The following is a 14,355-nucleotide window of genomic DNA, read 5'->3' as shown; positions in this document are numbered from 1 at the left end:
CCGCGGCCGTGTCATTCAAGACTGATCGATGGAACATCTATGTTTTCTGCTGACTCTCGCCTGGGCGTTGCCCAGCCATTCAAGCCCTTCGCCTTGAACCCTGCCCGCCTGCATTTCAACCGTGCTCTGGCGGTACTCTGCGGCGCCCTGCTGAGCCCCCTGGCACTGGCCGACGATGCGCCAATGGAGCACGCCCAACACAGCACCGAGCTGAGCCCGACGGTGATCACCGCCGTCGCCCCGAGCTCGCCGCTGACCGTGGTCACCAATCCCAAGGACCCGCGCCAGCCGGTCCCGGCCAGTGACGGCGGCGACTACCTGAAGACCATTCCCGGCTTTGCCCTGGTGCGCAACGGCGGCACCAATGGCGACCCGGTGTTGCGGGGCATGTTCGGCTCGCGGCTGAACATCCTCACCAACGGCGGCATGATGCTCGGCGCCTGCCCCGGACGCATGGACGCACCGACGTCCTACATTTCCCCGGAAACCTACGACCGCCTGACCGTGATCAAGGGCCCGCAAACCGTGCTCTGGGGCCCGGGCGCCTCGGCCGGCACCGTGCTGTTCGAGCGCGAACCGGAACACTTCGGCGAGCTCGGCACCCGGGTCAACGCCAGCCTGCTGGCCGGTTCCAACGGCCGTTTCGACAAGACCCTGGACGCGGCCGCCGGTGGTCCCCTCGGCTATGTGCGGGTGATCGGCAACACCGCCCATTCCGACGATTACAAAGACGGCAACAACGACACCGTGGCCTCGCGCTACGACAAGTGGAACGGTGACGTGGCCCTGGGCTGGACCCCGGACGCCGACACCCTGCTGGAGCTCACCGCCGGCAAGGGTGACGGTGAAGCCCGCTACGCCGGGCGCGGCATGGACGGCTCGCAGTTCAAGCGTGAAAGCCTGGGCCTGCGTTTCGAAAAATCCAACCTCGGCGAGGTGCTGGACAAGGTCGAGGCCCAGGTCTACTACAACTACGCCGACCACGTGATGGACAACTACAGCCTGCGCACCCCGTCCGGCACCGGAATGATGGCCGGCCCCATGGCCTCCAACGTCGACCGCCGCACCCTCGGCGCGCGGATCAAGGCCACCTGGCGCTGGGCCGACCTGCAACTGATCGGCGGCCTGGATGCCCAGACCAACGAGCATCGCGCCCGGGCCAGCAGCGGCATCGACACCTACAAGCAACTGCCCCGCACCAAGGACGCCGACTTCCATAACTACGGCGCCTTCGGCGAGCTGACCTGGTACGCCGCCGAGCGTGATCGCCTGATCACCGGCGCGCGCCTGGACCGCGCCTCGGCCAAGGACTATCGCGAGCGCATCGGCTCGGGAATGATGAGCCGCGCCAACCCCACCGCCGGCGACACCCGCGCCGATACCCTGCCCAGCGGCTTCGTGCGCTACGAGCACGACCTGGCCGACAGCCCGACCACGCTCTACGTCGGCCTTGGCCACACCCAGCGCTTCCCCGACTACTGGGAGCTGTTCTCGCCGAAAATGGGCCCGGCCGGCTCGCTGAATGCCTTCGATTCGATCAAGCCGGAAAAAACCACTCAGCTGGACTTCGGCCTGCAATACCAGAGCGAAGACCTTGAAGCCTGGGCCTCGGGCTATATCGGCCAGGTGCGTGACTACATCCTCTTCGACTACAACACCCAGATGATGAACATGAGCACCTCCCGGGCCGACAACATCGACGCCCGAATCATGGGCGGCGAACTGGGCGCGGCCTACAAGCTGACCTCCAACTGGAAAGCCGATGCGACCCTGGCCTACGCCTGGGGCAAGAACAGCAGCGATGGCAAGGCCCTGCCGCAGATGCCGCCGCTGGATGCGCGCTTCGGCCTGACCTACAGCCAGGACGACTGGAGCGCCGGGGCCTTGTGGCGGGTGGTGGCGGCGCAAAACCGCGTCGACCTGAACAAGGGCAACGTGGTCGGCAAGGACTTCGGCAAGAGCGGTGGCTTCGGCGTGTTCTCCCTCAACGGCGCCTACCGGGTGACCAAGAACCTCAAGCTCAGCACCGGGGTCGACAACCTGTTCGGCAAGGCCTACGCCGAACACCTGAACCTGGCGGGCAACGCCGGCTTCGGCTACCCGGCCAATGATCCCCAGGCGATCAAGGAGCCCGGGCGCACCCTGTGGACCAAGGTCGACCTGAGCTTCTGATCCTCGTTCGCCGGCACGCCGACTCCTCGCCACAGGAGCTGGCTGGCCGGCGAACAGTCCCCATAAGAAAAGATCCACTGCCCTGCGGAGCGTTCCCCGATGAGTCGACCCAACGTGTCTTTCTATAACCTGGCCTGGCGCTGGCATTTCTACGCCGGGCTGTTCGTGGCTCCATTCATGGTGATGCTGGCCCTGACCGGCATCATCTACCTGTTCAAGCCGCAACTGGACCCGCTGATGTACCCCAGCCTGCTCAAGGTGCCCGCCGGTCATCACCAGCTGAGCGCCGACGATTTGCTGCAACGGGTGCAAGCGGCCTACCCCCGGGGCCATATCACGCAGTACCTGCCGCCCATCGATGCCGAGCGCAGTGCGCAGTTCGTGGTGCAGGACCAGGGGCAGGAGCTGAATGTCTTCATCGACCCCTACCACGGCGACGTGCTCGGCGAGCAGGATGCCAAGCGCAACCTGCAGGCCGTGGCCCGGGCCATTCACGGCGAACTGATGATCGGCACCGTCGGCGACCGCCTGGTGGAACTGGCCGCGGGCTGGGGCATCGTCCTGGTGGTGTCCGGCCTGTACCTGTGGTGGCCCCGGGGCAAGTCGTCGGCCGGCGTGCTATGGCCGCGCTTCAATGCCCGCGGCCGCCTGTTCTGGCGTGACCTGCACAGCGTGCTGGGCTTCTGGGGCGCGGCATTCCTGCTGCTGATGCTGCTCAGCGGCATGACCTGGACCGGCTTCTGGGGCAAGCAGTACGCCGACCTGTGGAACCGCTTCCCGGCGGCCATGTGGAACGATGTACCGACCTCCGACCAGCAGGCCCGCACACTCAACAGCGCCACGCGCCAGACCGTACCCTGGGCGCTGGAAAACACGCCGATGCCGATGTCCGGCGACCACGCCGAACACATGGCCCATAGCGGGGCCGACAGTGCTCCCGCGGCCCCGAGCGTCAGCCTGCAAGCGGTGCAGGACATCGCTCGACAGCGCCAGGTGGCGCCGGGCTACAGCATTACCCTGCCCAAGAGCGCCACCGGGGTGTTCACCATTTCGGTGTTCGCCGATGACCCGCGCCACGACGCCACCCTGCATGTCGACCAATACAGCGGCCAGGTCCTGGCCGACGTACGCTGGCAGCATTACAGCAACGTGGCCCGGGCCACCGAGCTTGGGGTGATGCTGCATGAGGGCAAGATGTTCGGCCGCATCAACCAGATCCTGGTGCTGGTGGTGTGCCTGATGATCCTGCTCAGCGCCGTGAGCGGCATCGTCATCTGGTGGAAGCGGCGTCCCCAGGGTCGACTCGGCGTCCCACCGCTGCGCCATGACCTGCCGAAATGGAAAACCGCGATCCTGATCATGGCGTTGCTGGCCCTGGCCTTTCCGTTGGTCGGGGCCTCGCTGGTTGCCGTGTGGCTGCTCGATCGCCTGCTGCTGTCACGCTTCAACCACGGCCCTGAATCGGCTTCATCTTCAACATGAATCAGCCGAGATGCGCGTTCCAGAGGGCTCTGTAGAATCCCGGCAGCTCAGCCATGCACAGTTATAATGTTACTTTATAACGCTAACGTGTAAGATCCCGGCCCGCAGTCCCCCCACTGCGGGCACCCCCTCGAAGAAGTGATTCAGCGTCCCGATGAACAACTCCCTGCTGACCGGCCTCTGCCTGATCGCCCTGCCCTGCCTGGCCCAAGCGGCCCCATCTGCCTCGTCCCTGACCCTGCCTACCGGCACCATTTCGGCTGCGACCCGCGAGGCCGACGACAGCGTCAGCCTGAACACCCCCACCCGCGCCGGTTCGCGCCTGAACCTCAGCGCCCTGGAAACCCCGGCCAGCACCGACAGCCTGAGCGGCGAACGGATCCGCGCCCGGGGCGATCGCAGCATTCAGGATGCGGTATCACGCAGCACCGGCATCAGCCGCACCGGCACCCCGGGGGACGGCGGCACCTCGCTGTCGGCACGGGGCTTTACCGGGCAGAGCTCGGTGATGCAGCTGTATGACGGCAACCGCCTGTACACCGGCATGGGCACCGTGACCTTCCCGGTGGACACCTGGGCGGTGGAGCGGGTCGACGTGCTGCGTGGCCCGGCCTCGGTGCTGTATGGCGAAGGCGCCACCGGTGCGGTGATCAACAGCATTCCGAAAAAGCCGTTCAGCGGCGCGATCGAAAACCACCTGCGCCTGGGCTACGGCTCCTTCGATCGCCAGCAACAAGCCCTGGACAGCGGCGGCTCCCTGAACGACAGCCTGAGCTACCGGCTCAACCTCAACCGCGAGCGCAGCAACGGCTGGATCGACCGCGGCGACTCCAGCGCCGACTTCGTCAGTGCCGCCCTGCGCTGGCAAGCCCGCGACGACCTGGCCTTCACCCTGGCCCACGACTACGGCGACCAGAACCCGATGAACAACTTCGGCACGCCGCTGATCGACGGGCGTTTGCACAAGAGCCTGCGGGACAAGAACTACAACATCCGCAATGACCAGCAGCACTACAACGACCAGTGGACCCGCCTGACCAGCGAATGGCAGATTTCCGACACCCTCAGTGCCAGCAACGAGCTGTACTACCTCAAGGCACAGCGCCGCTGGCAGAACGCCGAGAACTACAACTTCAACCCGACCACCGGCCAACTGAGCCGCAGCGGTTACTACGGTATCGGCCACCAGCAGGAACAGGTCGGCGACCGCCAGACCTTCACCCTCCGGCACTCGCTGTTCGGCCTCGACAGCCAGACCCTGACCGGGGTGGACTACAACCGCATTCGCTTTCACCTGAAAAGCAATTCGCCCTTCACCGACAGCGTTACCAACGGTCAACCGCTGGACCTGTATCACCCGGCACCGGGCGACTTCGCCAGCAACAGCCCCTACCGCGATCAATTCAAGACCACCACCAAACAGATGTCGGTGTTCGCCGAAAACCGCCTGCAACTCAGCGAGCGCTGGTCCCTGGTGAGCGGTGTGCGCCGCGACTACGCGCATATCGATCGCGATGACTTGGTGAAGAACGAGCGCGATGACAAGACCCTCACCGGCAACAACTGGAAGGCCGGGCTGGTGTTCGCCGTCACTGCGGACACCTCGGTATACGGCCAGTACTCCACCAGCACCGACGGTGTCGGCGGGCTGATTTCCCTGAGCAAGAGCCAGCAGCAGTTCGACCTGTCCAGCGCCCGGCAGACCGAGATCGGCCTCAAGCAGGCGTTCTGGGACCAGCGCGGCGAATGGACCCTGGCGGCCTACCACATCGTCAAGAAGAAGCTGCTGACCGATGTGCCCGGCGAGCCGAACCGCAAACAGCAAGTGGGCCAACAATCCTCCAACGGCCTGGAAGCCAGCCTGGAGCTGCAACTGCCCCACGCCTGGCAACTGCAGGCCAACGCCGCCATCGTTCGTGCCCAGTACGATGACTTCCAGCAGGACGTCAACGGCGTGCAAGTCTCCCGCGATGGCAATCGCCCGGTGGACGTGCCGCGCCGCACCGCCAACCTGTGGCTGAGCAAGGCCCTCAACGATGACCTGCGGGCCGGCGCCGGAGTGCGCTACGTGGATGCGCGCTACGCCGATATGGCCAACCGCAACGAACTGCCCAGCTACACCGTGGTCGACGCCAACCTGTCGTGGAAAGCCCTGCCCAATACCACCCTGGGCCTGCAATTGAACAACCTGTTTGACCGCCAGTACGCACAAAGCCAATACAATGACGGCCAGCAATGGATACTCGGCGAGCCGCGCTCGTTGTTCGTCACCGCTGACTACACCTTTTAACCGCACCGGCCGGACCCTACGGACACCGCATGACCTCGCTGAACCTCACCAACCTGGCCTGGACACCCCTGGGCCAGGGCCACTGCCATCACCAGTTCCAACTGCGTGAGGCCAGCCTGCAGGTGGCGGCCGGCGAATTCGTCGGCCTGATCGGCCCCAACGGCAGCGGCAAGACCAGCCTGCTGCGCTGCGCCTACCGCTTCAGCAAGCCGCAGCAGGGCGAGGTGCAACTGGCCCACCACAACGTCTGGAAGCAGTCGCCGCGCTGGTGCGCGCAGCGCATTGCCGTGGTGCTCCAGGAGTTCCCCGACGCCTTCGGCCTGACCGTGGAAGAAGTGGTCGCCATGGGCCGCACGCCGCACAAGGGCCTGTTCGACGGCGACACCGAACAAGACCGGCGCATCGCCCGCGAGGCCCTGGAATCGGTGGGCCTGCTGGGCTTCGAGGACCATGCGTTCGCCACCTTGTCGGGGGGCGAGAAACAGCGGGTGATCCTGGCCCGGGCCCTGGCTCAGCGACCGCAGTTGCTGATCCTCGATGAACCGACCAATCACCTCGACCCGCGCTACCAGCTGGAGCTGCTGCAACGGGTCAAGCGCCTGGGCATCGGCACCCTGGCGAGCATCCATGACCTGAACCTGGCCGCGGCGTTCTGCGACCGGCTGTACGTCCTCGATCACGGGCGCATCGTCGCCAGCGGATCCCCCGCCGAGGTACTGACGGTCGAGCTGTTGCGTAATGTCTTCGGGGTCGAGGCCCTGATCGACGCCCATCCCCTGTCCGGCTACCCACGAATCACCTGGATCACTCAACCATGACCTTGCGCTCCCTGCTCCACCGCAGCCTGTTTCTGGCCCTGTCACTGGGCACCGCCCAGGCCTTCGCCGCAGCCACCCACTACCCGCTGACGATCAACAGCTGCGACCGCCAAGTGACCTTCAAGCAGGCGCCGCGACACGCCCTCAGCCACGACATCAACATGACCCAGATGATGCTCGCCCTCGGGCTCAAGCCGCGCATGGTGGGCTACAGCGGCGTCAGTGGCTGGAAGGCCGTGACCCCGCAAATGAGCACCCTGCTCGACGGTCTGCCGGAGCTGGCGGCCAAGTACCCGTCGGTGGAAACCCTGCTCAACGCCAACGTCGACTTTTTCTTCGCCGGCTGGGACTACGGCATGCGCATCGGCGGCGACCTCACGCCGCAGACCCTGGCACCGCTGGGGATCAACGTCTATGAACTGACCGAGTCCTGCGCCTTCGTGATGAAGCGCCCGGCGGCCAGCCTCGACGACACCTACAACGACCTGCGCAACCTGGGCCGGATCTTCGACGTGCAGGACCGGGCCAACGCGCTGATCGCGCAGATGCAGGAGCAGGTCGCCGAGGTACAGAAGGACCTGCCCAAGGACAAGCCCCGGGTGTTCCTCTACGACAGCGGCGAAGACCGGGCCATGACCTCGGGCCGCCTGGGCATGCCCCAGGCCCTGATCGATGCGGCCGGCGGGCGCAACATTCTCGACGACGTCGAGGCCAGCTGGACCCGGGTCAACTGGGAAACCGTGGTCGAACGCAACCCGCAGGTGATCGTCATCGTCGACTACAGCGAAGTCACCGCCGAGCAGAAGCAGCAGTTCCTGCTGAACAACCAGGCCCTGCAAGGGGTCGACGCGATCAAGAACCAGCGTTTCATCGTCATCCCCTATGTGCAGGCCACCCCGGGGATCGACAACGTGCTGGCGGTTGAAACCCTGGCCAAGGGTTTCCACGGCCAATGATCAAGGGTCGCTATGCCTGGCTGTTGCTGAGCCTGGGCGCCCTGCTGCTGGCGTCCTGTGTGCTGTCCCTGGGGTTTGGCCCGGCGCGGGTGCCGGCGGAGGTGGTCGGGCGGATTCTCCTGCACAAGGCCCTGGGCCTGGGCACGGTGGACTGGAGCCCGGGCCAGGAGCATATCGTCTGGCTGATCCGCGTGCCGCGCATGCTGCTCGGCGCTCTGGTCGGCGCCGGGCTGGCCCTGATCGGCGCGGTGCTGCAGGCCGTGACCCGCAACCCCCTGGCCGACCCGCACCTGCTGGGGGTGACCTCCGGCGCCACCCTGGGCGCGGTGATCGTGGTGCTGCACCTGGGGCAGGTCATCGGCCTCCTGACCTTGCCCCTGGCGGCCTTTGTCGGCGCCCTGCTGAGCATGGCCCTGGTCCTGGGGATCGCCGCCCGCAACGGCCGCCTGGACAGCGACCGCCTGCTGCTGTGCGGGGTGGCGGTGTCCTTCGTGATGATGGCGGTGGCCAACCTGCTGCTGTTCATGGGCGATCACCGGGCCAGCTCGGCGGTGATGTTCTGGATGCTCGGCGGCCTGGGTCTGGCGCGCTGGGAACTGCTGGCGGTTCCCGCGGCCAGTGTGCTGCTGGGGCTGGGTTTGCTGCTGGGCATGGCGCGGCCGCTGAATGCCCTGATGGCCGGCGAGCAGACCGCCGTGACCCTGGGCCTGAATGCGCGCAACGTGCGCCTGAAGGTGTTCCTGATCGCCTCGCTGATGACCGGAGTGCTGGTGTCCATCAGCGGCTCCATCGGTTTTGTCGGGCTGATGGTGCCGCACATCGCCCGGCGCCTGGTGGGCGCCGAACATCGCCGCTTGCTGCCGGTGTGCGTGCTGCTGGGCAGCCTGTTCCTGGTCTGGGTCGACGTCGCCGCCCGCACCCTGATCGCCCCCGAGGACCTGCCGATCGGCGTGGCCACGGCGGCCATTGGCGGGCTGTTCTTCATCGGCCTGATGCGCCGCCGCTGATCCACTCAGCGGGAGCCGGCTGGCCGGCGAAGACGCCCCTGAGCCTTGTGCCAGGTTCGAGGGCCTCTTCGCTGGCCAGCCAGCTCCTACAATCGTCGCCCTTGCTTTAAGATCGCGCGCTTGGATCTCTCAGGATGAGTCTCATGTTCAGAACCGCACTCTTGGCCGTGCTGCTCGGCACCGCCCTTGGCGCCCAGGCCGGCACCTCGGTCGACGTCTCGAAAATCTACGGCAACATCCAGATCGTCAACAGCTTCCCCGACTACAAGGTCAAGGTGGTGAACTCCTTTCCCGACCTGAAGGTCAAGCAGGTCAACTCCTTTGCCGACTCGCCGGGCAAGTGGAAGATCGTCAACAGCTATCCCGATTACAAGATCCAGATCGTCGACTCCTTTCCCGACTTCACCATCAAATACGTCGACTCCTTCCCTGGGGTGAACTGAAGCCCTCGCTGACCAAGGCTGCCGCTCTGCGGCAGCACCACAATGACGCATCCCTGCGCACCATCCTCTGATCCAGGCCTCCTCTTGGGGCATCGACCGCCCTGCCCCAGCGCCTGAAGCGACGTTTTCATGCCCTGCGGCGACTCGGCACATCCCTTGCAAAACACCCCTTCAGCACCGACTCGGTGAACACCTCGGCGAGTACCGAGGTGTTCACCGAGCCTGTGAAGTCCGCATCTGCCGCCTGAAAAAAATCAAAAGTTCATGGAGATCGCACAATGAAGCGTCGTAGTTTGCTCAAGGCTTTCACTCTCTCGGCAAGCATTGCCGCGATGGGCATGACCTGGACCGTCCAGGCCGCCGAGACCATCAAGGTCGGTATCCTGCACTCCCTGTCGGGGACCATGGCGATCTCTGAAACCTCGCTCAAAGACATGGCGCTGATGACCATCGACGAGATCAACGCCAAGGGCGGGGTCAACGGCAAGCTGCTGGAACCGGTGGTGGTGGACCCGGCGTCCAACTGGCCGCTGTTCGCCGAGAAGGGCCGCCAGCTGCTGACCCAGGACAAGGTGGCGGTGGTGTTCGGCTGCTGGACTTCGGTGTCGCGCAAATCGGTGCTGCCGGTGTTCGAGGAACTCAACGGCCTGCTGTTCTACCCGGTGCAGTACGAAGGCGAAGAAATGTCGCCCAACGTCTTCTACACCGGCGCCGCGCCGAACCAGCAGGCGATCCCGGCCGTGGAATACCTGATGAGCGAAGACGGCGGCAGCGCCAAGCGCTTCTTCCTGCTGGGCACCGACTACGTCTACCCGCGCACCACCAACAAGATTTTGCGTTCGTTCCTGCACTCCAAGGGCGTGGCCGACAAGGACATCGAAGAGGTCTACACCCCGTTCGGTCACAGCGACTATCAAACCATCGTCGCCAACATCAAGAAGTTCTCCGCTGGCGGCAAGACCGCGGTGATCTCCACGGTCAACGGCGACTCCAACGTGCCCTTCTACAAGGAGCTGGCCAACCAGGGCCTGAAGGCCACCGACGTGCCGGTGGTGGCGTTCTCGGTGGGCGAGGAAGAACTGCGCGGCATCGACACCAAGCCGCTGGTGGGCAACCTCGCAGCGTGGAACTACTTCGAGTCGGTGGATAACCCGGTGAACCAGAAGTTCGTCGCTGCCTGGAAGGCCTACGCCAAGGCCAAGAACCTGCCGGGAGCGGACAAGGCGGTGACCAACGACCCGATGGAAGCCACCTACGTCGGCATCCACATGTGGGCCCAGGCGGTGGAGAAAGCCAAGTCCACCGATGTCGACAAGGTTCGTGAGGCGCTGGCCGGGCAGACCTTCGCCGCCCCCTCGGGCTACACCCTGACCATGGACAAGACCAACCACCACCTGCACAAGCCGGTGATGATCGGCGAGATCCAGCCGGACGGTCAGTTCAATGTGGTGTGGCAGACCGAAGGGCCGATCCGTGCCCAGCCCTGGAGCCCGTTCATTCCGGGCAACGACAAGAAGCCGGACTACGCGGTCAAGAGCAACTGATCCAGCCCCAGGCCTGACGCCTTCCCTGTAGGAGCGAGCTTGCTCGCGATGAGGTCCGCAGGACCTGCAACGAAAACCGCTCGGCTGGCCGCTGCGCGGATCGCGAGCAAGCTCGCTCCTATGGGTTACCCGGGTGTTTTCAAGGACATCGCCATGCCCACTGCCCTCTACCGTTTGCTCCTCGCCTGCCTGTTGCTGCTGCCCATCGCAGCCCATGCCGGTGAAGCCGAAGATTTTGTCGCGGCCAATTCCAACCAACAGGCGCAACTGCTGGAAACCTGGGCCGCGCAGCCCGATCCGGCGCGCCTGGAACTGCTCAAGGCCCTGCAGCAGGGTCAACTGAGCATCGCCGGTGAAAGCAAAACCCTGCGCCTGAACAACCGCCTGCGGGGCCTGATCGACAGCGCCCTGGCCAGCCACCAGTTGCTTGCCACCGAGGCCAGCACCCGGCTCGACGCCGCCCGGCAGCTGCAGAAAAGCGCCAAGCCGGCGCAATCGAAATTCCTCGATGCCCGGCTCGCCGCCGAGCAGGACCCCGGCGTGCACGCCGCCCTGAGCCTGGCCCTGGCCAACCTGCAACTGGTGGACGGCGATCCGGCAGTGCGCCTGGCCGCCGTGCGCCTGCTGGGGGAAACCGGCGACCCGCTGGCCCGCACCCGTCTCGAAGGCCTGCTGCAACCCGGGGTCGAGGCCGATGCCAACGTGCGCACCGCCGCCGAAACCAGCCTGGCCCAGGTCAAGCGCAAGCTGCTGCTGGGTGAGGTCCTCGGCCAGGCCTTCAGCGGCTTGTCCCTGGGTTCGATCCTGCTGCTGGCGGCCCTGGGGCTGGCCATTACCTTCGGCCTGCTGGGGGTGATCAACATGGCCCACGGCGAGATGCTGATGCTCGGCGCCTACTCCACCTACGTGGTGCAGTGGCTGTTCCAGCGTTTTGCTCCGCAGGCCATCGAGTTCTACCCGTTGCTGGCCTTGCCGGTGGCATTTTTTGTCACCGCCGCCATCGGCATGGCCCTGGAGCGCACGGTGATCCGCCACCTCTACGGCCGCCCGCTGGAAACCCTGCTGGCCACCTGGGGCATCAGCCTGATGCTGATCCAACTGGTGCGCCTGCTGTTCGGCGCGCAGAACGTCGAGGTGGCCAACCCGGCCTGGCTGTCGGGCGGCATCCAGGTCCTGCCCAACCTGGTACTGCCCTACAACCGCATCGTGATCATCGCCTTCGCCCTGTTTGTCGTCGTGCTCACCTGGCTGCTGTTGAACAAGACCCGCCTGGGCCTGAACGTGCGCGCGGTGACCCAGAACCGCAACATGGCCGCCTGCTGCGGCGTGCCCACCGGACGGGTGGACATGCTCGCCTTCGGCCTCGGCTCGGGGATCGCCGGCCTGGGCGGCGTGGCCCTGAGCCAGATCGGCAACGTCGGCCCGGACCTGGGCCAGAGCTACATCATCGACTCGTTCCTGGTGGTGGTGCTCGGCGGCGTCGGCCAGTTGGCCGGCAGCGTGCTGGCGGCCTTCGGCCTGGGGATCGCCAACAAGATCCTCGAACCGCAGATCGGCGCCGTGCTGGGCAAGATCCTGATCCTCGCGCTGATCATTCTGTTCATCCAGAAACGTCCCCAGGGACTCTTTGCACTGAAAGGACGGGTGATCGACTGATGAACCAACCAATGCTCATTACCGCCAGCCAGAAAGCCGGGCCCAAGCTCACCCTCAGCGTCGGCGCCCTGCTGCTCCTGGTGTTGCTGGCGTTGCCGCTGTTGTCGCTGCTGGCGGCGGACCACCCGCTGCACGTCTCGGCCTACACCCTGACCCTGGTGGGCAAGATCCTCTGCTACGCCATCGTCGCCCTGGCCCTGGACCTGGTCTGGGGCTATGCCGGGCTGCTGTCCCTGGGCCACGGTCTGTTCTTCGCCCTGGGCGGCTACGCCATGGGCATGTACCTGATGCGCCAGGCCGCCGGAGACGGCCTGCCAGCGTTCATGACCTTCCTTTCGTGGAGCGAACTGCCCTGGTACTGGACCGGCACCAGCCACTTCCTCTGGGCCCTGTGCCTGGTGGTGCTGGCGCCGGGTCTATTGGCCCTGGTGTTCGGTTTCTTCGCCTTCCGCTCGCGGATCAAGGGCGTGTACTTCTCGATCATGACCCAGGCCCTGACCTTCGCCGGGATGCTGCTGTTCTTTCGCAACGAGACCGGCTTTGGCGGCAACAACGGCTTCACCAACTTCCGCAGCATCCTGGGCTTCGGCATCACCGAGCCGGGCACCCGGGCGGTGCTGTTCCTGGCCACGGTGCTGCTGCTGGTGGCCAGCCTGTACCTGGGCTGGCGCCTGGCCCGGAGCAAGTTCGGCCGGGTGCTGACCGCCCTGCGCGATGCCGAGAACCGCCTGATGTTCTGCGGCTACGACCCGCGCGGCTTCAAGCTGTTCGTCTGGGTCCTGAGCGCGGTGCTCTGCGGCCTGGCCGGCGCCTTGTACGTGCCCCAGGTGGGCATCATCAACCCCAGCGAGATGTCCCCCACCAACTCCATCGAGGCTGCCGTGTGGGTAGCCCTGGGCGGACGCGGCACCCTGGTCGGCCCGCTGCTGGGCGCCGGGCTGGTCAACGGCATGAAGAGCTGGTTCACCGTGGCCTTCCCCGAGTACTGGCTGTTCTTCCTCGGCGCCCTGTTCATCGTGGTGACCCTGTACCTGCCCAAGGGCGTGATCGGCCTGCTGAAGAAACGAGGTGAACAATGAGAGTCACGGCCACGGCGGACTTCATGCTCGAACCCATACTCGAACCCAACAAGGACTCGGGCAGCAGCCGCGACGCCATCGGCCTCGGCCAGGCCGCCGGCAGGGGCCTGAACACCCGTCACGGCACCATCCTGACCCTGGAGGACATCAGCGTCAGCTTCGATGGCTTCAAGGCCCTCAACGACCTCAACCTGTACATCGGCGTCGGCGAACTGCGCTGCATCATCGGCCCCAACGGCGCGGGCAAGACCACCCTGATGGACGTGATCACCGGCAAGACCCGGCCGACCCGGGGCAAGGCCTGGTTCGGCGAAACCCTGGACCTGACCCGGATGAGCGAAGTGCAGATCGCCCAGGCCGGGATCGGCCGCAAGTTCCAGAAACCCACGGTGTTCGAGGCCCTGAGCGTGTTCGAGAACCTGGAGCTGGCGCAGAAGACCGACAAGTCGGTGTGGGCCAGCCTCGGCGCGCGCCTGAGCGGCGAACAGCAGGACCGCATCGCCCAGGTGCTGGAGACCATTCGCCTGAGCCCTTCGGCCCAGCGCCAGGCTGGCCTGTTGTCCCACGGCCAGAAGCAGTTCCTGGAGATCGGCATGCTGCTGATGCAGGACCCGCAACTGCTGTTGCTGGACGAACCGGTGGCGGGCATGACCGATGCCGAGACCGAGTTCACCGCCGAGCTGTTCAAGACCCTGGCCGGCAAGCACTCGCTGATGGTGGTGGAGCACGACATGGGCTTTGTCGGCTCGATTGCCGACCACGTCACCGTGCTGCACCAGGGCAGCGTGCTGGCCGAAGGATCGCTGGAACAGGTGCAGGCCGATGAGCGCGTGATTGAGGTTTACCTGGGCCGATGAATCGGCCAGCGACAAGCCGCAAGCTTCAAGCGGCAAGTAAAGAGCAAAGCC

At 65.6% G+C, this 14,355-nt stretch carries 11 protein-coding genes; all 11 read left to right on the top strand.

Annotation, left to right across the window (positions count from 1 at the left end; genetic code table 11):
- Positions 1–39 precede the first annotated feature (39 nt).
- The 11 genes from POS17_RS03180 (at position 40) to urtD (ending at position 14,304) form a co-directional block, all read left to right on the top strand.
- Positions 40–2,172 (top strand): TonB-dependent copper receptor, encoded by a 2,133-nt coding sequence (locus POS17_RS03180; protein WP_060837323.1) that lies wholly within the window; start codon positions 40–42, stop codon positions 2,170–2,172.
- A 99-nt stretch (positions 2,173–2,271) separates the two neighbouring features.
- The gene (locus POS17_RS03175; protein WP_060837322.1) at positions 2,272–3,654 is read left to right on the top strand and encodes a PepSY-associated TM helix domain-containing protein; all 1,383 of its coding nucleotides are present in this window, start codon (positions 2,272–2,274) and stop codon (positions 3,652–3,654) included.
- A 154-nt stretch (positions 3,655–3,808) separates the two neighbouring features.
- The gene (locus POS17_RS03170; RefSeq protein ID WP_060837321.1) at positions 3,809–5,944 is read left to right on the top strand and encodes a TonB-dependent receptor; all 2,136 of its coding nucleotides are present in this window, start codon (positions 3,809–3,811) and stop codon (positions 5,942–5,944) included.
- A 29-nt stretch (positions 5,945–5,973) separates the two neighbouring features.
- On the top strand, positions 5,974–6,762 hold the full coding sequence (locus tag POS17_RS03165; protein ID WP_060837320.1) for an ABC transporter ATP-binding protein: 789 nt from the start codon (positions 5,974–5,976) through the stop codon (positions 6,760–6,762).
- Positions 6,759–7,718 (top strand): ABC transporter substrate-binding protein, encoded by a 960-nt coding sequence (locus tag POS17_RS03160; protein WP_060837319.1) that lies wholly within the window; start codon positions 6,759–6,761, stop codon positions 7,716–7,718. The genes POS17_RS03165 and POS17_RS03160 overlap by 4 nt, the downstream gene beginning before the upstream one ends.
- Entirely contained in the window at positions 7,715–8,725 is a 1,011-nt protein-coding gene (locus tag POS17_RS03155) for a FecCD family ABC transporter permease (protein WP_060837318.1), read from the top strand. Before POS17_RS03160 ends, POS17_RS03155 begins: the two co-directional genes overlap by 4 nt.
- Before the next feature lie 143 nt (positions 8,726–8,868).
- Entirely contained in the window at positions 8,869–9,168 is a 300-nt protein-coding gene (locus tag POS17_RS03150; protein WP_060837317.1) for a hypothetical protein, read from the top strand.
- Between the two features lie 278 nt (positions 9,169–9,446).
- Positions 9,447–10,712 carry an urea ABC transporter substrate-binding protein gene (gene urtA, locus POS17_RS03145; RefSeq protein WP_060837316.1) on the top strand — a complete coding sequence of 422 codons (1,266 nt, stop codon included), beginning with the start codon at positions 9,447–9,449 and terminating at the stop codon, positions 10,710–10,712.
- Positions 10,713–10,865: 153 nt separating this feature from the next.
- Positions 10,866–12,368: an urea ABC transporter permease subunit UrtB gene (urtB, locus tag POS17_RS03140; protein WP_060841869.1), complete on the top strand. Its 1,503-nt coding sequence runs from the start codon at positions 10,866–10,868 to the stop codon at positions 12,366–12,368.
- Complete coding sequence (urtC, locus tag POS17_RS03135; RefSeq protein ID WP_060837315.1) at positions 12,368–13,447, top strand: urea ABC transporter permease subunit UrtC; 1,080 nt, start codon at positions 12,368–12,370, stop codon at positions 13,445–13,447. The genes urtB and urtC overlap by 1 nt, the downstream gene beginning before the upstream one ends.
- Positions 13,444–14,304, top strand: a complete 861-nt coding sequence (gene urtD, locus POS17_RS03130; RefSeq protein WP_060837314.1) for an urea ABC transporter ATP-binding protein UrtD — start codon at positions 13,444–13,446, stop codon at positions 14,302–14,304. The genes urtC and urtD overlap by 4 nt, the downstream gene beginning before the upstream one ends.
- Positions 14,305–14,355 lie beyond the last annotated feature (51 nt).

It is taken from the genome of Pseudomonas sp. Os17 (genome assembly GCF_001547895.1).
GTDB lineage: Bacteria > Pseudomonadota > Gammaproteobacteria > Pseudomonadales > Pseudomonadaceae > Aquipseudomonas.
The sequence above is the reverse complement of the archived record's forward strand: the minus strand, read 5'-3'. Positions and strand labels throughout refer to the sequence as shown.